This window comes from Anaerolineales bacterium, from assembly GCA_015075725.1.
In the GTDB taxonomy this organism is placed as follows: Bacteria; Chloroflexota; Anaerolineae; order Anaerolineales; family Villigracilaceae; genus Villigracilis.
This window is the reverse complement of the sequence record JABTTV010000001.1, coordinates 3,846,068-3,865,348: the sequence shown is the minus strand read 5'-3', so window position 1 is coordinate 3,865,348 and position 19,281 is coordinate 3,846,068. Positions and strand designations below refer to the sequence as shown.

At 54.4% G+C, this 19,281-nt stretch carries 16 protein-coding genes and 1 pseudogene; 7 read left to right on the top strand and 10 right to left on the bottom strand.

Annotation, left to right across the window (positions count from 1 at the left end):
* Positions 1-31 precede the first annotated feature (31 nt).
* Both HS100_18465 and HS100_18460 read left to right on the top strand, forming a co-directional pair.
* Positions 32-882: pseudogene (locus tag HS100_18465) on the top strand ((2Fe-2S)-binding protein).
* Positions 883-2,995: 2,113 nt separating this feature from the next.
* Complete coding sequence (locus HS100_18460; protein ID MBE7435907.1) at positions 2,996-3,631, top strand: YigZ family protein; 636 nt, start codon at positions 2,996-2,998, stop codon at positions 3,629-3,631.
* A 25-nt stretch (positions 3,632-3,656) separates the two neighbouring features.
* Here HS100_18460 and HS100_18455 read toward each other — a convergent pair whose 3' ends face one another.
* The 9 genes from HS100_18455 to pgl all read right to left on the bottom strand — a co-directional run bounded on the left by HS100_18455 (position 3,657) and on the right by pgl (position 14,481).
* Positions 3,657-5,000 carry a HAMP domain-containing protein gene (locus HS100_18455; GenBank protein MBE7435906.1) on the bottom strand — a complete coding sequence of 448 codons (1,344 nt, stop codon included), beginning with the start codon at positions 4,998-5,000 and terminating at the stop codon, positions 3,657-3,659.
* Between the two features lie 80 nt (positions 5,001-5,080).
* Positions 5,081-5,860, bottom strand: a complete 780-nt coding sequence (locus HS100_18450; GenBank protein ID MBE7435905.1) for a response regulator transcription factor — start codon at positions 5,858-5,860, stop codon at positions 5,081-5,083.
* 4 nt (positions 5,861-5,864) lie between these two features.
* Complete coding sequence (locus HS100_18445) at positions 5,865-6,215, bottom strand: hypothetical protein (protein ID MBE7435904.1); 351 nt, start codon at positions 6,213-6,215, stop codon at positions 5,865-5,867.
* A 102-nt stretch (positions 6,216-6,317) separates the two neighbouring features.
* Complete coding sequence (locus HS100_18440) at positions 6,318-8,711, bottom strand: FtsX-like permease family protein (protein ID MBE7435903.1); 2,394 nt, start codon at positions 8,709-8,711, stop codon at positions 6,318-6,320.
* Positions 8,708-9,850 (bottom strand): ATP-binding cassette domain-containing protein, encoded by a 1,143-nt coding sequence (locus HS100_18435; protein MBE7435902.1) that lies wholly within the window; start codon positions 9,848-9,850, stop codon positions 8,708-8,710. Before HS100_18435 ends, HS100_18440 begins: the two co-directional genes overlap by 4 nt.
* A gap of 52 nt (positions 9,851-9,902) precedes the next feature.
* Positions 9,903-11,027, bottom strand: coding sequence for an efflux RND transporter periplasmic adaptor subunit (locus HS100_18430; GenBank protein MBE7435901.1), 1,125 nt, complete (start codon positions 11,025-11,027; stop codon positions 9,903-9,905).
* A gap of 157 nt (positions 11,028-11,184) precedes the next feature.
* Positions 11,185-12,669, bottom strand: a complete 1,485-nt coding sequence (gene zwf, locus HS100_18425) for a glucose-6-phosphate dehydrogenase (protein MBE7435900.1) — start codon at positions 12,667-12,669, stop codon at positions 11,185-11,187.
* Positions 12,670-12,735: 66 nt separating this feature from the next.
* Complete coding sequence (gene gnd, locus HS100_18420; protein ID MBE7435899.1) at positions 12,736-13,716, bottom strand: decarboxylating 6-phosphogluconate dehydrogenase; 981 nt, start codon at positions 13,714-13,716, stop codon at positions 12,736-12,738.
* A 57-nt stretch (positions 13,717-13,773) separates the two neighbouring features.
* Positions 13,774-14,481 carry a 6-phosphogluconolactonase gene (pgl, locus tag HS100_18415; GenBank protein ID MBE7435898.1) on the bottom strand — a complete coding sequence of 236 codons (708 nt, stop codon included), beginning with the start codon at positions 14,479-14,481 and terminating at the stop codon, positions 13,774-13,776.
* A gap of 38 nt (positions 14,482-14,519) precedes the next feature.
* Here pgl and HS100_18410 point away from each other — a divergent pair, with 38 nt between their 5' ends.
* The 5 genes from HS100_18410 (at position 14,520) to HS100_18390 (ending at position 18,140) form a co-directional block, all read left to right on the top strand.
* A complete protein-coding gene (locus HS100_18410; GenBank protein MBE7435897.1) occupies positions 14,520-15,371 on the top strand; it encodes a winged helix DNA-binding domain-containing protein in 852 nt (283 codons plus the stop codon).
* Positions 15,372-15,478: 107 nt separating this feature from the next.
* Positions 15,479-16,168 carry a TetR/AcrR family transcriptional regulator gene (locus tag HS100_18405; protein ID MBE7435896.1) on the top strand — a complete coding sequence of 230 codons (690 nt, stop codon included), beginning with the start codon at positions 15,479-15,481 and terminating at the stop codon, positions 16,166-16,168.
* A gap of 5 nt (positions 16,169-16,173) precedes the next feature.
* On the top strand, positions 16,174-16,680 hold the full coding sequence (locus HS100_18400) for a DUF4188 domain-containing protein (protein ID MBE7435895.1): 507 nt from the start codon (positions 16,174-16,176) through the stop codon (positions 16,678-16,680).
* Positions 16,681-16,692: 12 nt separating this feature from the next.
* Positions 16,693-17,646 carry an NAD-dependent epimerase/dehydratase family protein gene (locus HS100_18395; GenBank protein ID MBE7435894.1) on the top strand — a complete coding sequence of 318 codons (954 nt, stop codon included), beginning with the start codon at positions 16,693-16,695 and terminating at the stop codon, positions 17,644-17,646.
* Between the two features lie 35 nt (positions 17,647-17,681).
* Complete coding sequence (locus tag HS100_18390; GenBank protein MBE7435893.1) at positions 17,682-18,140, top strand: DUF2214 family protein; 459 nt, start codon at positions 17,682-17,684, stop codon at positions 18,138-18,140.
* A 3-nt stretch (positions 18,141-18,143) separates the two neighbouring features.
* On the opposite strand, the gene HS100_18385 is transcribed toward HS100_18390, so the two are convergent.
* Positions 18,144-19,238 carry a glycosyltransferase gene (locus HS100_18385; GenBank protein MBE7435892.1) on the bottom strand — a complete coding sequence of 365 codons (1,095 nt, stop codon included), beginning with the start codon at positions 19,236-19,238 and terminating at the stop codon, positions 18,144-18,146.
* Positions 19,239-19,281 lie beyond the last annotated feature (43 nt).

The following is a 19,281-nucleotide window of genomic DNA, read 5'->3' as shown; positions in this document are numbered from 1 at the left end:
CTACTTTCCATATTTGACCTCAGGTGAATTGATGACAATCACATTTATCATGGACGGAAAAGAAGTCGTCGCACAAGATGGGCAGACGTTGTTGGATGTTGCCCGCGAGAACGGCATCGACATCCCCACCATCTGCTTCCACGAGGCGACCACGGCGAACGCCCTGTGCCGCATCTGTGTCGTCGAAGTGGAGGGGATGAGACTGCTCCAGCCTGCGTGCATCGTCAAGGCGGCGGCGAACATGAAGGTCCAGACTCGAAGCGAGAAGGTTGTCCGTTCGCGCAAGACCATCCTCGAAATGCTTGCCTCTACCATGGACTTGTCCGATGCGCCAGAGATCCTGACGATGATGGACGAGTACGAAGCAGGCTCAGACCGCTTCCCCGATGTGAAGCGCCGCGAAACGGATGTGAAGGACGACAACCCGATGTACATCCGCGATTACTCGAAATGCCTGTTGTGTTGGCGCTGTGTGCAGGTCTGTGCGGACGATGCGCAGTACACGTATGCGATCAACTTCGAAGGCCGTGGATATGAAACGCAGATCGGAACATTCTTCGATAAAACGATACCGGAAACGACCTGCGTGATGTGCGGTCAGTGTGTGGGCGTCTGCCCGACAGGCGCCCTGAGACCCAAACGTGAATTTTTATTGGAACAGGGAAAAACCCCTGCTGAGATCAGCGTGATGAATACCGGCAGAAAGCAGAGGAAGCCGCGATGATCAAACCCGACCGAATAACCACTACGACCTGCCCCTATTGCGGCGTGGGATGTACCCTGCAATTGCATGTCAGGGACGATTTCATATACAAAGTGACCAGCCCCTTCGATTCACCTGTCAATCATGGGAATTTATGTGTGAAAGGACGTTTCGGTTATGACTTTGTCTATCACCCCAAACGCGTTACGACTCCGCTCGTACGGCGTTACCTTCTCGAAGGAAAGCCAAAGCCCGAAGGACGCGAACAGGTCTATGCCATCAGCGTGGACGGTAAACCGATTCCCGATTCCCAAATCTCGAACGATTGGGATTGGGTCGAGACCGATTGGGGCACCGCCCTGACCTTCGTGGCGGATAACCTCGTTCGAATTTACCGGCGCGACGGCTCGGACGCGATGGCGGTCTATTGCTGCGCCAAAGCCACGAACGAAGATAATTATCTTTTGCAAAAGATGTACCGCGCCTTGTTTCGTACGAACAACGTGGATCATTGCACGCGCTTGTGCCATGCGGGTTCTGTGGTTGCGCTTCAGCAGGCCATCGGTTCGTCTGCCATGAGCAACACCGCATCGCAAGTGATTATGAACGACGTGTTCATTGTTACTGGCTCGAACACTTCCGAAAACCATCCCATCATTGCCTTGCAAATGAAGGAAGCTGTGATGAAACACGGCGCGAAGATGATCGTCGTGGACCCGCGCCGCATCGATTTGGTGGATATGGCGGAGATGTGGCTGCCGCTCAAGCCGGGTACGAATGTGCCGGTCTTTTCGGCGATGGCGCACGTGATCGTAAAGGAGGACCTGGTCAATTGGGATTTTGTCAAAAATCGGACGGAGGGGTTTGACGAATTCCTTGAATCGCTCGAAAAGTTCACGCCTGAATACGCCGAGGAGATTTCCGGCGTGCCTGCCGAGGATATTCGCAAGGCGGCACGCATGTATGCCAAGGCGAAGAACGGCGCGATCTATTGGGGCATGGGCATCTCGCAGCTTTCGCATGGCACGGCGTCGGCGCTCGCCTTGATTCATCTTGCCTTTCTCACCGGTCACGTCGGGCGTGACGGCACGGGTTTGAATCCCCTGCGCGGACAGAACAACGTGCAGGGCGCCAGTGACATGGGTTCGATGCCTTTCCATTACCCCGGTTACATGCGCGTGGACAATCCTGAGAACCGCGCCAAATGGGAAAAGGCATGGAACATCGAAGAGGGCGGATTAAGCCTCAAGCTTGGACTCACCACGACGGAAATCCTCAGCCATGCGCACGAGGGAGGCGTCCGCGCTTTGTTCATCATGGGCGAGAATCCGATGATGTCCGAACCGAACCTCAACGAGTCGCGCAGACACATGCAGGAACTGGAGTTCCTCGTCTCGCAGGATATCTTTATCAACGAAAGCGGCGCGTTTGCGGATGTCTTCCTGCCAGCCACGCCTTTTGCCGAAAAGGACGGGACGTTCTCGAACACGGATCGGCGCGTACAGCGCGTCCGTGCGGCTCATCCTCCCCGCGGGCTTGCCCGGCCGGACTGGGAAATTCTCTGCGATCTAGCCAAACGCATCGAAGCCAGCCTTGGGCGGACCAACTCAGCATATTGGGATTACAAGCATCCCGAAGAAATCCTGCGCGAGATGGCGGGCGTGAATGAAGATTACGCGGGCATCACCTATGAACGCATCGACAAGGTCGGTTTGATCTATCCTGTGCCGGATTTGAATCATCCCGGCACGCCGACTCTCTTTACCGACTCCTTCCCGCGCGGACGCGGCAAATTCCATCAACTCGATTATGTCCCCGTCATGGAAGAGCCGGACGATGAATATCCCTTCATTCTCACGACTGGACGTTTGCTCGAGCACTGGCACGGCGGGACGATGACGCGCAATTCTGCATTGAACGAAATTTATCCCGAAGCCCGCGTGGAGATACACCCCGCCGACGCCGAGATTCACGGAATAAAACACGGCGATCCGGTGAGACTGCAAAGCCGGCGCGGAGAGGTCGTCATGCGCGCCACGATCACGGAGAAGACCTCCGTCGGCGTGATCTTCATCCCCTGGCATTTCGCCGAAGCCGCTGGGAATCTGCTGACCAACGATGCCCTCGATCCTCAGGCGAAGATTCCCGAGTTCAAAGCCTGCGCAGTGCAGGTCTTCCCGGCGAGGGAGAGTGATTTGCCGAACCCCGAAGTAGTTGTAGAACGAGGCAGGTACTAAAATACAGACCTCCGAGATTTTTAGAAATCTCGGAGGTCTTTTGTATAATCGTTTTATGACAAGAAGATACCTCGTCCCCCTCTCTGAAATCAGCCGCGAGCAGGTCGTGGTCAACTCACGCTTCATCGCCACACTCGCGCCTGCCTTTTCCATTGACGAAGCCCGCGCCTTCATCAAGCGGATTCGCGCAGAGTTTGCAGACGCGTCTCATAACGTCCCGGTCTATGTCATCGGCAGCGGGAACACGGTCACGGAATATTTTTCGGACGATGGAGAGCCGTCAGGGACAGCGGGCAAGCCTGCGTTGACAGTCCTGCGCGGCAGCGGGCTTGGCGACGCGGTTTTGGTTATCACCCGCTATTTCGGCGGGACCCTGCTCGGTACGGGCGGGTTGGTCAAGGCGTATACCGAGGCTGCGCAATCCGTTGTCAATGCCGTGGGGCGGGGGAGGCGGGTTCAAGTCCATGTGGTGATGGTTGCGATTCCGTATAACCTGTTGGAGCGTGTCCGGTTATTTGTGTCAAAACATCACGGCAGGGTTCTGGGCGAAGATTATGCGGCCGATATTACGATGACCCTTCAATTCCCCGTTGAGGATTTCGAATCGTTTCGAATGGATTTACGCGAGTTGTCGGCGGGAAAGATAAAAGCGGAAATGATCGAAACAAAAGAGGAGATCGTACAGGCCTAATTCCTTTTCTTTCCCTATTCTTCGATCATCCCGCTGGCAGCTCGATCACAACTTTCAATCCCTTTCCTTTTTCACTCTCCGCCCAGATGCGTCCCTTGTGCATTTCCACGATGGATTTGGCGATGGCAAGGCCAAGCCCGGAACCGCCATCGTCCCTTGCCCGGGCTTCGTCGACGCGGAAGAACCGGTCGAAGAGATGCCCCGCTTCCTCGGGGTTGACTCCCTCGCCGCTGTCCTGGATCGATATCTGGATGTTGTGCTTCTTTTCGGCTACTGCAAGTTGAACCCGTCCGTTTTCCGGAGTGTGCCGCAGGGCGTTATCGAGAATGTTATTGAGCACTTGGGCAAATCGATTCGGGTCGAGATTCGCTTTCAGCATGACCGGAGCAGGCTGAAGATCCAGAGTGATGCGTTTTTGGTTGAAGAGGGTCAGGTAATGGGCGTGGACATCGCTCATCAAGCGGTTGACATCCATAGGTTGGAATTCCACCGAAAGTTCGCCCGCGTCGGCAAGGGACAATGTCCGCAGGTCGCTGACGAGACGTTCGAGCCGTTCCGCTTCCTTGCGGATGATCTCGAAATTTTCGCTGGTGGGTTTTAAAACGCCGTCCTTGACGCCTTCTGCATGGCCAAGGATGAGGCTGATCGGGGTGCGCAGTTCGTGCGCAATATCGGCGGTCATTTGTTTGCGGAGTTCGAACGACCGCGCGAGGTCGGCGCTCATCTTGTTGAACGAGTTGGCAAGATCGCCGATCTCATCGCGAGAACGGACAGGGACCTGTTCGCCGAGCGCACCGTCCGCCATTTTATGAGTGGCATGGGTCAGTTCGCTAACCGGTCGCGTGATGCTGCGCGAGATCAGAACGCCGATGATCAAAGCCAGCAGTGTCGTGCCAGCCGCGCTTAAGAAGATGGACCGATAGACGCTGCGGAGAAAGGCAAAATCGATCTGGCTGCGCATCATTGGGTCGGTGACAAAAAGGATGCCGACGACCTGGCTGTCCACAACGATCTCGATCCCCTTCGTCAACTCCTCGTTGCCGATCTGTTCACCGCGCGGGTGCGTCATACCGTCGGATACGATCACAATACCGTTCGGGTCGGTGATAAAAAAGGACGGTTCACGGTTGGCGCCGTGCATCATTCCCTGCCTACGGCCGAAACGCCCGAAACCGTTTTCGACCCCGTCGAACGAGTTGTTTTCGCGGTAATACCATGCCAGTTCATCCGCCATCTCCGCCTTGTAACGCTTGTCGATGAAGCTGTCGAATTCACGGTCGGTCGCGAGCCGGGTGGCGCCCACGACCAGCCCGATGCTGACAACGCTGATGAGCAGGAAGGAGAGGATGAGTTTTGTGGCGAGCTTCATGGGGTTGATTTATCCGCAGAGTTCAGGGTCTTTGCAGCCCGATGAATTTGTTTTCGATCCGTTCAATTTGCATATTTGGATCATTGTTTCCGCAAACGATATCCGACCCCGTACACGGTTTCGATGTATTTCGGGTTCCGCGGTTCGGGCTCCATTTTCGCGCGCAGGTTCTTGATGTGCGTGTCGATCGTGCGCTCATACCCTTCATAGCGCACACCCTGGATAACATCCAGCAGGTCGAGGCGGGAAAACACCTTTCCCGGCGCAGACATGAGCGCTGCAAGCAGGTCGAACTCGGAAGGGGTCAGGTCCGTGCTTTGGTCGCCGATGTTCACTTCGCGGGTTTCCCGGTTGAGCGTAATGTCGCGCACTTTCAGGGTTTGGCCTCTGGCTTCGTTCTTTCCGGAGCGCCGCAGGACGCTGCGCACACGCGCCATCAGCTCGCGCGGTTTGAACGGCTTTGTGACGTAATCGTCCGCGCCGAGTTCGAGCCCGATGACTTTGTCGTCGTCTTCCACCCTGGCGGTCAGCATGATGATGGGGGTATCGCTCTCTGCCCGGCGGGCGCGCATGAAATCATATCCGTTCATTTCGGGCATCATGACATCGAGCACCACCAGGTCGGGGTTTTCTCGTCGTGCAACTTCCAGGGCCTCGCGCCCATTATATGCAGTTGCAACGCGATAGCCCTCCTGCTCGAGGTAACTTTGCAGGAGCGAGACCATGCGTCTTTCATCATCCACGATAAGGATCGTCTGCGGCACGATTCGATTATCCCATAAATGCTGTGAAGAAATTATGTGGAAATGAAAAACACCCGCCTCGTTCCGGTGCGGGTGTTGATCGGGTGTTTCGAGCATTCTCCTACGTGGATGATTTGTCATCGTCATTCCCGGCGGAAGGAGCATCCTTCACCAGCCGCCAGCCGCTCCCTTTGAAGAGAGCGTACCCCAGCCAGATCAAGCCGCCGATGATCACCAGCCGAATCAGAAAAAAGATGGGGTAGAAAAAGCCAAACCCGTTCCAACTCCCGAAATCATGTCCGCGGAAACCGCCATGCATCCCAAAACCGCGCCAGTGTCCGAATGGCATCATCCCGGCGAAGTTGGCGTTTTGCGCCGCTCCAAGTTGAAAACCTGCAAACCCGACTCCCGCAAGGACGACTAGCCCAAGCACAATGCCCAGCGTCCACCAGACCCATTTATTCGACTTCATGTCTACCTCCATTAGTAAACCTGCCCTCATTTTCCCACTCTGTTTTTATAAAAGGATGGAGGAATTGTGTGGATCTTATGTGATCGTCTTCATCCGGAGACCCTACTCGTACGCCAGTGTGTCTCTCACCGTCAGCCTTGAAGCGCGTCTTGCGGGCAATGCGCTTGCCAGTGTGCCCAGCACAATGGTAAAGATCAACCAGGCGATGATTCCGGTGACCCCGTAGATGACGGGCAGGGGGGCGGTTACCACCGCCATGCCGACGCCGAAGCACAACACATTGGTGATGGGGATGGCGATGAAGATGCTGACCGCCCAGCTGATGATGCCGATCATCATCCCTTCGGTAATGACGATCGCTTGGATATCGCCGTTGCTCGCGCCGATGGCTCTCATCACACCGATCTCGCGGGTTCGTTCCAGCACATTGATGCTCATCGTGCCCATCAAGCCCAGTCCGCCCACGATGGCGATCAGCGTTGCCATCACGAGCATGAAATACACCAGGATGTCCGTGGTGGCTTTCTGGTCGCGGATGAAATCCGCGCCCAGCTGCGTGGAACTGATTCGGATTCCGCGGCGCTCGAAAGCCGAGGTGATCTGTTCATTGATGCGCGCCTGCGTCGCTGAGTCGTGCTTGTCCGTAACGATGCGCAGGGAATACGCCATATCCGGTTCGCCCACAAGCTTGCTTAGGAACTCATAATTTACATACAAAGGCGGCGGGCTGATGTTCCCTGTGATGCTGTACGTTCCGATGATCAGCCATTTCGTTTTCTTTCCATTCACGTCGATGGTCAGCCAGTCGCCGACCTTCAAGTCCGGGAAGATTTGCAGCAGATGATTGCCGATGACTATGGCGTTCTCATCGCCGGTTTTCAACCAGCGTCCCGAGGTGATGATCGGGTCGATCAAGATCGATGTGGAGGGAGGCGCAATGAAAATGATCTGAGTCCCCGCCTCGTCCTCGCTCATTTCCAGCGTGCCTGTGTACTGCAGCCAGCCCTCCGCGCCGATCACGCCGGGGATGCTCATCGCGATCGAGGCCACTTTATCATACCGATACCCGTGGTCGAAGGCGATGTTGATATCCGCGAGAATGTATCCCTGAATGTCCTCGATGGTCTTGTCGAAAGACTCCCACAGGTTGTATACGGCGATGAAGACCGCGCCGCCCAACACGAGTGTGAATAGGGTCAATCCAAGCCGGGTTTTGCGGCGAAATGTGTTGCGGATCGAAATGCGGACGGGTCGCGGAATCAGGACGACATTCTTGCTGACCTTCTCCTCTTTCGCCTTTGCGTTTCCACCCAAACCATAGTCGCTCAACGCCTCACGGACGGTCACGCGCACACTGTTATAGATCGGCAGGATGGCAGCAAGAATCGGAACGATCAGCGAGACGAATACCTGCTGGATCAATGTTGCCTGGTAGCCCTTGAATTCCGCGGGGTGAAAATTCAACCACGCTGCCATCCCGCCGCCGATGTTTATCGCGAGGGCATTTGCCAGTGGAATGGCGATCGCCAGAGAACCCAGGCCGAATATCGAGATCAGCGCTAGGTACATGCCGAATATCTGCAGGGTGTTTCCGCCGGTGGCTTTCATGATGCCGATCTGCCGTGTATGCTGGGTCATCAACGCAGTGATGGTATTGATGATCAGGAACGCGCTCAACAGGACGGTAAGGTATCCGAGAGTTCCAAGGACGAAAAACACGCCCTGGGTGACGGAATAGGAGAAGTGATGTCCCGGTTGGTACACGCTGACAAAATAGACCGTTGACCCGGCGCGCTCGAGGCGGTCTGCCACGGCTTGCGACACCTCGGTTACATGCTCCGCGTCGGTTTGTTTTTCCGCAACGCTCACGGCCAGCCAGTCATATTGGCCGGTGTTGCCGCCCAGCCAGGTGAGCGTATCCGGTGTGACGTAGGCGTTGACGAGCCGCGCAAAGTTGTAGGGGAATCCCGTCACGGCATGCATATATCCTGTGAACTTGAGCTCGCGTCTTTTGCCGTCCGATAATTCGACCAGGATGGTGTCGCCGGGTTTAAATCCGATGGACATGGCGCTTTCATCGATGATCGTTTCCTTGTCGTTATAGATTGGAATGGATGATTCGCCAAGGGCGGGTTTGAGGAGGTCCAGCGTCAATGATGTGGGATGTTCCGCCGATGTAAATTGGATATCGGTATACGACCCATCCGGGAGAATGATCCGGCCGCTGACGCTGGAAAAACCTTCCACCGCTTCGACACCGGGAATTTCGCGTGCGATGGTAACCTTGTCATCGTCCAGGTCCGATGCGTAAACCTGTCCTTCGGAAGGATTCGCCGAAAGAAAATCCCCGTCCATGCTTTCGTTCATGTACAGCGACATGTTGCTGTTGAAGCCCACCGCGAAAGACCCGACCGCGATCGTGACGATGGTCAGGAAGGTTCGTCCGCGGTTGCTCCAAAGATCAGCCCAGACTTTTTTCCAGCGGCTGCTGATCATGAGGAGACTCCCCTCCAGGAAAGATTCTCACCCTCGTGTTTGTCCGCCATTTGGTGCAGCGATTCGCGCGTCGCCTCGGATTGTTCCACCAATGCCGATAGTTCGTCATAGCTGATGGTGAGGACTTCCACCGGTCCGGATTCGGAGGCGCGGATCGAGGCGCGATACCTCTTTTCGTGGAAAAATTCCATCTCACCAAATACCTTCCCGGGTCCAAGTTGGACGGCTACCACATCGGATTGATTGGAACGCGGCAGGATCACCTCCACAGTGCCTTTGGAGACGATGTAGAAGGCGTTTGCATTCGTGCCCTCGTGCAGGATCATTGTCCCCGCTTCGTAATTCAACTTTTTCGCGGATCTTGTCGCCTGCAGAAGCTGGGCGTGGTTGAGGGTCGGCATCGCTTTTGCGACATACTCATTGACGATCTCGCCGTCCGCGATCAACGCGGTTCGGTGGGTGCGTTTTGCCATTGCGCTGTCGTGCGTGACGATGATGATGGTCTTGCCTTTTTCGACAAGGTTGTTGAAAAGCGCAAAAACGGATTCGGCTGTCTTTGAATCGAGGTTGCCCGTCGGTTCATCCGCAATGACGACAGGCGGATCGTTGGCGAGCGCGCGCGCAATGGCGACCCTTTGTTGTTGGCCGCCGGAAAGCGCGGTGGGGAGCTTATGCGCGTGATCGCCCAGTTCCACGAGTTCGAGCAATTCCATTGCGCGCCTGCGGCGCTCGATGGGTGTGTACATGCGGCAGAAATCCATCGGAAGCATGATGTTCTCGATGACGGAGATCATCGGCAGCAGTTGGAAGAACTGGAAAACCACGCCTAGGTTTTTTCCGCGCCAGCGCGCCATCCTGTTTTCGTTGAGCGTATGCACGCCAGTGCCGTTGACCCACACCTCGCCATTCGACGGGCGGTCGATGCCTGTGATCATGTTTAACAGGGTGGTCTTGCCGCTTCCCGATTTGCCGATGATGCTGACAAATTCCCCGGCATTGATCTGCAGGTCCACATCGGTCAACGCCCGGTAATCGCCGACAGCGGTCTTGTAATATTTATCCACGTTCCGCAGATCGATCATTGATCGGGATTCGATGACGCTTTCGTCATCTCTGTGTTTGAAGAAAGAAATGGCCATGTAATACTCTCTCCCGGAGGTTCCCGGAACGTGCCGCTCCCTCGATCGTGATTTACTCGAATGTGACCACGGCGGTCATTCCCCAGCGCATGGCGGGGTCCTTTTCAGTGAGCAGGATGGTGACCTCATAAACCACGTCACCTTGATTCTCGGAATATTCCTGGCTGATCGAAAGGACATTTCCCTTGAATTCCACGCCGGGCATGGCATCGAGTTTGACCGTTACGGGTTGGCCTTCTTCGATGTTGACAACATCGATCTCGGTCAGGTCGCTGGTCTTGACAAGCCATTTTGAGATATCGGCAATGGTGACCACAGGCGAGCCCGATGCGGCAAATTCTCCGACCTTTAAGTTTAGATTAGTAATGACACCCGCATGCGGCGCGCGTAATTCTGCATTGGCAAGCGTGGCGCGCAGGGCGGCGGTATCGAGCGAGAAATCATTATCGGCAAGCGCCTGGAAGTCCGCTTCGGCATTGGCGACCCGGACCTGGGCATTCTGGTAATTCGTTTCCAGTTCGAGCCACCGGATGGCAACTCGATACAATTGCCAGGCTTCATCCAATGCTTTTTTCTTGTTACCGGGTACGTCTGATTTGGGGCGTTCTTCTATGTGGTATCTTGCCCATTCCTGGTAGGTGATATATGCGTCATATTCTTCCGGGGTCATCTCGGAGAAATCGGGTTTCGGTTCGCCATACTTGAGGGTCTTTTCATCGAGATGCTTGTAGGGCTCGAATTCGGCGCGGGCTGTATTCAGTTTGACAAGGGTGTCCGCCACGGCTTGCGTGGGGGTCATGCCGTCCCAGCGCGGGGGCACGTCGAAATCGTCGAGCCGGGATTGCGCATCGCGGAACTCCTGGTAGGCTTCGGTCAGTTCTTGAGACGATTTTGCCCGCGCGTCTTCCAATGTAAGGGTTTCTTCGGATTGCAGTGTCGCGATTACATCCCCGGCGCTTATCGTGTCGCCTTCCTTCACCGGGACTCCGCTGACCAATCCGCTTGCATTCAGTGAGATTTCGGTGTAGGTGATGGGTTCGAGGTTCCCTTCGGCGATGACGGTGTCGTCCGCTTCGACCATGGGGATGGGGGTCGCTTCGGCGGCGGGGGTTGGTGCTCCACAAGCAGTGGCGAATAACCCGAGAAGCAATAAGGTAATGAAAGCCTTGTTTTTCATTTTTATTTCCTTTGTTCCTTGATGATCACTCTGAGAATATACGAAGCCAGTCGATTGAGGTTGCAGTACCATCTGTCAGTATAGTCATTGGGGGTGGCTTTGCCCCTATCCTTAAGTAGGGTTAAATGGAGACCACGCTTTGTGCGTGGTCTCTTGGTTAATTTTCCTTCTCCAGGAGCCTGCTGGCTTCATCGTTCAGCCAGCGGCGTCCGTCGCGGGCGAGCAGGTCGTAGCCTTCGGGTGGACCCCAACTCCCTGGGCGGTACACAGCCAGAGGCGGAGTCTGATGCGTTTCCCACGTCTGGAGGATGGGATCGATCAACGACCAGGCGGTTTCCACTTCGTCGGCGCGGGTAAAAAGGGAGGCATCCCCCTGCAGGGCATCGAGAAGGAGCCGTTCGTAGGCTTCTGGAATGGCTGTCTTGCCAAAGGCATCGTCGTAATGGAATTCCATATCCACCGAGCGGGTTTCATTGACCGTATCCGGCGCTTTTGCTTCGAAACGCAGATGCACGCCTTCATCGGGCTGAAGGTAAAGCACCAGCATGTTCGGCTTCATGGTCTGCATGGGGAACATGGTGGTGGGGGGTTCTTTGAATTGGATGATGATCTGGGTCATCTTTTCTGAAAGATTTTTCCCGGACCTTAAGTAGAATGGAACGCCCTTCCATCTCCAGTTATTGATGAAAAACCGCAGCGCGGCATACGTGGGGGTCGTGGATTTTGGGTTGACTTTGTCTTCGGCGCGGTATCCCTTGTACTGGGCGCGTACCGTATTGACTGCGACCTGTTCGGGGGTCATCGGCTGGATCGCGCTCAACACTTTGACCTTCTCGTTTCGCAAGTGACTCGCGCTGAACGAAGCGGGAGGCTCCATGGCCACCAGGGTCAACAGTTGTAAAAGGTGGTTCTGGAACATGTCGCGCAGCACGCCGACCCCATCGTAGAAACCCGCGCGATGTTCCAAACCGACTTTTTCAGAAACGGTGATTTGCACATGGTCGATGTAGTTGCGGTTCCAGATCGGCTCGAAGATGGTATTGGCAAAGCGTGTGAACAGGATGTTCTGCACGGTCTCTTTGCCGAGGTAATGGTCGATGCGGTAGATCTGATTTTCGTTCAATGCCTTGTGGACCTGCTTGTTGAGTGTGATCGCCGAGGCGAGGTCGGTACCGAAAGGTTTTTCGAGCACCACGCGCCGCCACCCGCCATTCTCGTGCAGTTGACCGGTGGCATCGAGGTTGTCGATGATTGTCGGAAAGAGGGTGGGCGGCAGTGCCATATAGAAAAGGCGGTTTGCATCGCCGCCTTCAGAAGCGGTGAGCGCTTCTGCAAGTCGTTGAAAATCGCCTGTTTCAGTGTATTTCCCGGCGAGATAGTGCAGGTTCGGCGTAAAAATGCCCCACTCTTCGTCGGTGAATTCGTACCCGGCGAATTCCTTCATCCCTTTGTAAAGATGTTCGCGGAACTGCTCGTCGCTGAATTCCGTGCCGCCAAAACCGAAGATCTGGAATTTCTTGGGTGTGCGTCTCTTGTGAAAAAGATTGAAAAGCGAGGGGATGAGTTTGCGCTGGGTCAGGTCGCCGGAGGCGCCGAAGATGATGATCGTCGTCAATAATCCGTTATAAAGTGGTGTGTTCATAAGAAGGACCATTGACGATAGACGATGGACAATGGAATATGCTCCACGGTCTGCCGTCTATCGTCGCTATTCAGCTTTCTTGATCGCATGCCCGCCGAATTGATTGCGCAGAGCGGCCAGCATGCGGGCGGGATAATTTTCTTCGTCGCGGCTGGCGAAGCGCATTTGCAGCGCCAGTGTGATGACCGGGGCTGGCACATCGAGGTCGATGGATTCAAATACCGTCCAGCGTCCCTCGCCTGAGTCAGCGACCCAGGGCTTGATGTCCTTGAGTTCAGTGTCTTCGTCGAGGGCATTGGCGGCGAGGTCGAGCAGCCACGAGCGGACGACACTTCCGTGTTGCCAGATGTGCGAGACCTGCGAAAGGTCGAGCCCGAATTCCTTCTTGTTTTTCAAAATGCCGAAACCTTCAGCAAAGGCTTGCATCATGCCGTATTCGATTCCGTTGTGAACCATCTTCACATAGTGACCCGCGCCATGTGGACCGACGCGTCCCCAGCCAAATTCTTTTCCGGGGGCGAGGGTCTCGAAGATGGGATTCAATTTCCTGCTCACTTCTTCCTTGCCGCCGATCATAAGGCTGTAGCCTTCTGTGAGACCCCAGATGCCGCCGCTGGTTCCGCAGTCGACAAAGTCGATGTCTTTGGCTTCGAGCATTTCGGCGTGCTTGATGGTGTCTTTGTAATTTGAGTTGCCGCCGTCGATGATGATATCTCCGGGTTTCAATAATGCGGCGACTTTCTGAATCGTTTCTGTGGTGGTGGCTCCAGCCGGGACCATCACCCAAACCGCCTTCGGGGAGGAGGTCAGTTTGCCGACGGCTTCTTCAAGCGAATATGCGCCTTCGATGCCCTCTTTCACGGCGCCATCAACCGTCTCTTTTGTGCGGGCATAACCGATCACGCGGTGTCCGCCTTTCGTGAGGCGTTTTGCCATGTTCAATCCCATTTTGCCCAAACCGATCAGTGCTAATTCCATTTTGTTGCTCCTTTGGTTTTCGTCATTGCGGGGAGTGCTTTTGCTCTTTGCAACGAAGCAATCTCGCATATCATGTCAGGAGATTGCTTCAGGCGAAGTGCATCGCCCTCGCAATGACAGAATGATTTATAAAAACTTGCCTGCCGCTTCATCGATCATCCAAACCAGGTTTCCATTCACAGGCTGGATTCGCTGCGCGGGATATAACTCCAAATTTTGTTCCCCATGTATGACGTTGCGTAACGTCTCCGCCTTGCCTGCGCCGGTGACGAGAAACCAGATCTCCCTGGCTTGGTTGAACACCTTCGACGTCAAGGAGACGCGCTTGGCTGGGCGGTTCTGATAAAGCGCGGTGACTGCAATGACGGGCGAGTCGGTTTCAACCGGGGAACCGGGAAAGAGCGATGCAGTGTGACCGTCATCGCCCATGCCGAGGAGAACCAGATCAAAGCGCGGGAAGTCGAATGGCGCGTCAGCGAATCCGCTCAGGGTTTGGGCGTAGGCTTGGGCGGCAAGGGCAGGCGCGAGCGCGGATTCGACGCGGTGTATGTTCGTCGTCCCGATTTTGTCAAAAAATATTTCACGCATCGAGCCGTAGGTATTGCCGGGATCGTCCACGGGCACGCAGCGTTCATCGCCCCAAAAGAAATGCACGCGGGTCCAGTTCGGCTTTTCATTTGCGAGTCGTTCGTATAATTTCATCGGTGTGCTGCCGCCGGAAAGAGAGACGAGGAATCTTCCCCGTTCGGCGATGGCTTGATTTGCGAGTTCGGCAAACGCTTTTGCTGCGGCTTGGCTTAATTCATCGCTGTCTTTAAATTTTTTTATGACCATGACCTGTCGATTGTAACGCAGATGATAAAATCTGAGCGATGACCCAGATCAACTTGAAAAAACTCCAGACGCTTCGCGCCCGGACCTTCAACCTGCCTCCGCAAAAACGGGTTTCATCTCCCGCCTCGGCTTTGACCTTCGTGAACAAACGCGGATTTGTTTACTTCTGGCCCATCAAAGGCGTGGACCTGCCCTCGTTGTGGACCGCTGTTGCTGGGGATCGGCCCGTCGCCGATGCGCACGATGACCCGGGTCACATTACATGGGGATGGAAAGACAACGCCCTCGATAAAAAGATCTGGTACTACGGGAAAATCCTGCGAGGCAAAGCGACCATGATCTCGTTGGAGGTCGCGCCGTATTTTTACGCACTCTCCGAAAACTACGGCGACCCGAACGAAGATTATCTTATTGCCTATTGTGAGGGACGCCTGCCGCAGGCCGCGAGACAGGTCTATGAAGCCTTGCTCGATAAAGGCGCAATGCATACGATTGATTTGCGAAAAGAAGCAAAACTATCCAATGCGAAAGATTCGGAGTTCAACAAGGCGCTCGAGTACCTGCAAAAGGATTTCAAAATTCTGCCAGTAGGTGTGGCACAGGCGGGCGCTTGGAAGTATTCTCATATTTACGCCATCACCACCAATCACTTCCCTGAGTTAGCCGAGCAGGCACGGATGATCACTGAATCGCAGGCGCGTGCGAAATTGCTGGAACTGTATTTCGGCATGGTCGGTGCGGCGCAGGTCCGCGACGTGCAGAAATTGTTTGGGTGGGGCAATGAAGTGGTGAAGAGGTCGGTTGGAAAATTGGTGGATGCGGGTAAATTAGTATTGACCGGACATCCCAAAAATTCAGGGGAGTGGGTGGCTGTGAGAGGGGTTTTGTAGCAGAAAGACCTCGGAGGTTTTCAAAACTTCCGAGGTCTGTTTTTTGCCCCTTGACAGCTGTAAATAAACACTGTATATTTACAGTGTTTATTTATTTAGGAGCCAACATGGTCAGACCCAGCAAGAAGACGCAAATCCCAAATTTACAGTATGCCATCAAAGAAACGGCGTGGAGACAGATTGCCGAGACTGGGGCGGCAGCATTGTCTTTGAGAGCGATTGCGCGCGAGTTGAAGATCACCGCGCCTGCCATCTACAACTATTTCCCGGACCGCGACGCGCTTGTGACCGCCCTCATAATCGACGCTTACACTTCCTTTGGGGACTCTCAGATCGCTGCCCGGGATGCTGTCCCATCCGAAAATATGGAAGAAAGAATCTATTCGATTGGCACTGCCTATCGTCAATGGGCGAGGATGTATCCGCAACGATACCAGCTCATTTTCGGCACGCCGATCCCAGGTTATCGAGCGCCGGTAACGGAGGTGTTGCCGTCTGCGGCTCGTTCGTTAAGTGCTTTGGTCAGCGTCGTTGATGGGTTGCGTATAGCCAATAAATTGAAAGCAGAGGGTTATCCAGGCGTCCAACCTGGGCACGAAGAAGAATTCGAGGTTTGGAAAAGCTTTGCAGGCAATTACCACATACTGTCGCTGGCTGTATCCATGCTGATCTGGAGCCGCGTTCACGGCTTGGTTTCGCTTGAAATTTCCAACAACATGCCCCCATTCGGGGTAGATGGGGATGCGCTTTACATGTACGAGATGGAAGCGACTGTCGATCAATTCATTAAGAGGTAGAAGATATGTCTAACATTTTCAATGGACGTTACACCGCAAAAACAGATGAGCCCTTTGTGGTTTTTCTGATCGGGATGCGCATCAACAAGTGGTGGCGGCTCGATAAATGGCTGCCTGTGGCGAATGCCATGACGCCGATGATGCAAACCCTGTTTACCCATCCTGAAAAAGGTTTCATGCATGCGGAATTTTTCTGGAATTTCAGCGGGCCCTGCATCATCCAATATTGGCGTTCGTTCGAAGACCTGGAGCAATTCGCCCGCAACCCATCGGACCCGCATCTTGGTCCTTGGAAGAAGTTCAATCAAGCTGTTGGGTCAGATGGAATCGTGGGCATCTGGCACGAGACCTACACGGTCAACGCGGATCAATTCGAGTGTATGTACGGGAATATGCCCAAATTCGGTCTAGCGGCGGCGACCGGGCATGTGCAGGCGGTCGGTCGCCGCGAGACGGTTCGTAAACGACTGGATGTCAATAAGACTCGGGAACATCTAACAGAAACAAAGTAAAGGAAATTTCAAATGTCAATTAATCATGTCGTATTGGGAACAGGAGCGGTTGCCCGCGCCGCAATGGAAGAACTCGTTCGGCGCGGAGAACGGGTCCGCATGGTGAACCGCTCGGGACGGCTGGGGGAGATTCCCGCCGGGGTGGAGGTGAAAGCCTCGGATCTGTATGACCCGGCTCAGGTCAAGGAAGTGACGCGGGGTGCGCAGGTGGTGTATCAAGCCGCGGTGCCTGCATATCATGAAGTTGCCACGAAATTCCCGGCGTTTCAAAACTCCATCCTGGAAGGGCTGACGGGCAGCAATGCCAAATTGGTGATCGTCGAAAACTTGTACATGTACGGTGATACGAACGGCTCGCCGATGACCGAAGAAACGCCGCATAATGCCCACACGCGAAAAGGACGCGCGCGCAAGGAAGCCAGCCGGGCTGCCTTCGAAGCGCATCGGACCGGGAGGGTACGCGTCACCTCTGCGCGCGGGTCCGATTATTTCGGTCCATGGGGCACAGAGTCATCCACAACCTTTGGCAGCCGCCAACTCTATCCGTTGTTACAGGGTAAGACCGTCCAGATGATCGGCAGAACGGACATTCCCCACACCCATACGTATTTGAAGGATTTCGGGCGGGCTTTGGTGATTCTGGGTGAACTTGACGAGGCAGATGGGCAAGTCTGGCATGTTCCCAACGATCAGCCGCGCATCACACAAGGTGAAATGCTGAAGATATTCGCCGAAGAAGCAGGTCTGGCATTCAAGATGACCAGTATTGGCGCGGGTATGCTACGGTTTGCCGGGCTCTTTTCGCCGCCCGCGAAGGAATTGGTCGAAATGATGTACGAGTTCGACCAGCCGTTCGTCGTGGATTCGAGCAGATTCGAAAAGACGTTCGGAATGAAAGCCACACCCATGCGCGAGGCGATCAAGGAGACGGTGGCCTGGTATAAAGCTCACCCTGGAAAGAAATAGCCGGACAAACTTTATCTATTAAGAAGGAAAACATCATGCTTATCGTTAATTCATTCATGGCGTCTTTGCATCACCTTGCTGCATTTGCGCTTACTGCTTGTTTGATCTATGAATTTGTGGCATTCCAAAAAGCCCTTTCGGTCAATGAAGCCCGACGCATTCAGCGCATCGACGGCTGGTATGGTATTTCATCTGGCATTCTTTTGGTGGCAGGTCTGCTGCGCGTTTTTTTCTTTGAGAAAGGTGTAAACTTTTATGCCGCCAACCCTCTGTTCTGGGTGAAGATGGGGCTGTTCGTGATTGTGGGATTGTTATCCATTTATCCGACCGTGCGCTTCATCAAATGGGGTGACCGATTGAAGACCGGCACTGCCATCGAAGTCCCCGACGAAGAATACAAACGCATCCGACTTGTTCTTAACTTGGAATTGATCGGTATTGCACTGATCCTTTTCGCCGCCCCCGCCATGGCGCGCGCCATCGGCATGAACTGATTATTACCCCTTTCGATGGTTTTCAATATGCGTTAAGAATTCCCGCCGAAAACGTTCGGAAGAAAAGCGAGCCGCGTTATCCACTGCGGCTTTGCTGTCTAAATTCATTTTTTCGAATTCTTGAACCGCCTCGACCAATGATTCAGCGGTTTGCTCATTGAATAGCAGCCCTGTCTCCCTGTCCCGAACGATTTCTGACGCCCCGCCTCTGTAATAGGCGATAACCGGGCATCCCGCAGCCTGCGCCTCGACCATGGCAATGCCGAAATCTTCGGTTGCCATGTACACAAATGCTTTGGCTTTGTTCATCAACTCTGTCACGGCTTTGTCTGGTTGATAACCCATGATCGCTATGCTTTTTCCTGCAATACGTTGAAGGTGCGGCAGATCGGGTCCATCACCGACGATGGTGAGTGGTAAACCCAGCAGATTAAAAGCTCTGACGATCTCTGACGTCATTTTGTATGGGACGAGGCGCGAGACGAGCAGATAGAAATTGTCCCGTTTTTCAGAAGGTGTGAAGCGATCTACATCCACGGAAGGATAGATGACTTGGGAATCCCTTTTCCATGCTTCGCGAATGTGAGAGGCTGTCCACTGGGAGTTGGCGATCAATGAATTGGATCGAGTGGAGGCAGAGGCGTCCCATCGGCGCAGCAGGCTCAAGGTCCCTTTTGCTGCGAGGCGGATGAGAGGATTCGTCAGGCCGTGAAGCTTCAAATAATCATCCCGCATGTGCCAGGCGTAGCGCATCGGGGTTGAGATGTATGAGATGTGAGTTTGGTGTTTGTGGGTTTTGACTCCATGCGCCACGGCATGTGAAAGAGAAATGACAAGGTCGTATTTGCTCACGTCCAGGGTTTCGATCGCAAGCGGCATGATGGGCAGGAGTTTGCGATAATGTTTTTCGATGCGGGGAATTTTTTGCAGGAAGGTCGTTTGGACAATTAATTCCCGCAGCGGCGTGTTCTGGAAATTTTTTGGGAAATGGGTCAGTGCAAAAACATCGGCATGCGGGAAGAGGCGCAGGGTTTCGACGAGCAGGCGCTCGGTGCCGCCAAATGTGCTCAGCCATTCGTGAACGATGGCAGTTTTCATGAAATGCCCAAGGGAAAAATGCATAAGAAAAGAAAAAGAAACA

Coding starts and splice junctions, on each gene's coding strand:
- HS100_18410 (MBE7435897.1), top strand. CDS start 14,520: ATGACCCAGATCAACTTGAAAAAACTCCAGACGCTTCGCGCCCGGACC.
- HS100_18430 (MBE7435901.1), bottom strand. CDS start 11,027: ATGAAAAACAAGGCTTTCATTACCTTATTGCTTCTCGGGTTATTCGCC.
- HS100_18405 (MBE7435896.1), top strand. CDS start 15,479: ATGGTCAGACCCAGCAAGAAGACGCAAATCCCAAATTTACAGTATGCC.
- HS100_18455 (MBE7435906.1), bottom strand. CDS start 5,000: ATGAAGCTCGCCACAAAACTCATCCTCTCCTTCCTGCTCATCAGCGTT.
- HS100_18395 (MBE7435894.1), top strand. CDS start 16,693: ATGTCAATTAATCATGTCGTATTGGGAACAGGAGCGGTTGCCCGCGCC.
- HS100_18385 (MBE7435892.1), bottom strand. CDS start 19,238: ATGAAAACTGCCATCGTTCACGAATGGCTGAGCACATTTGGCGGCACC.
- gnd (MBE7435899.1), bottom strand. CDS start 13,716: ATGCGAGATTGCTTCGTTGCAAAGAGCAAAAGCACTCCCCGCAATGAC.
- HS100_18390 (MBE7435893.1), top strand. CDS start 17,682: ATGCTTATCGTTAATTCATTCATGGCGTCTTTGCATCACCTTGCTGCA.
- pgl (MBE7435898.1), bottom strand. CDS start 14,481: ATGGTCATAAAAAAATTTAAAGACAGCGATGAATTAAGCCAAGCCGCA.
- HS100_18440 (MBE7435903.1), bottom strand. CDS start 8,711: ATGATCAGCAGCCGCTGGAAAAAAGTCTGGGCTGATCTTTGGAGCAAC.
- HS100_18445 (MBE7435904.1), bottom strand. CDS start 6,215: ATGAAGTCGAATAAATGGGTCTGGTGGACGCTGGGCATTGTGCTTGGG.
- zwf (MBE7435900.1), bottom strand. CDS start 12,669: ATGAACACACCACTTTATAACGGATTATTGACGACGATCATCATCTTC.
- HS100_18460 (MBE7435907.1), top strand. CDS start 2,996: ATGACAAGAAGATACCTCGTCCCCCTCTCTGAAATCAGCCGCGAGCAG.
- HS100_18450 (MBE7435905.1), bottom strand. CDS start 5,860: ATGCTCGAAACACCCGATCAACACCCGCACCGGAACGAGGCGGGTGTT.
- HS100_18400 (MBE7435895.1), top strand. CDS start 16,174: ATGTCTAACATTTTCAATGGACGTTACACCGCAAAAACAGATGAGCCC.
- HS100_18435 (MBE7435902.1), bottom strand. CDS start 9,850: ATGGCCATTTCTTTCTTCAAACACAGAGATGACGAAAGCGTCATCGAA.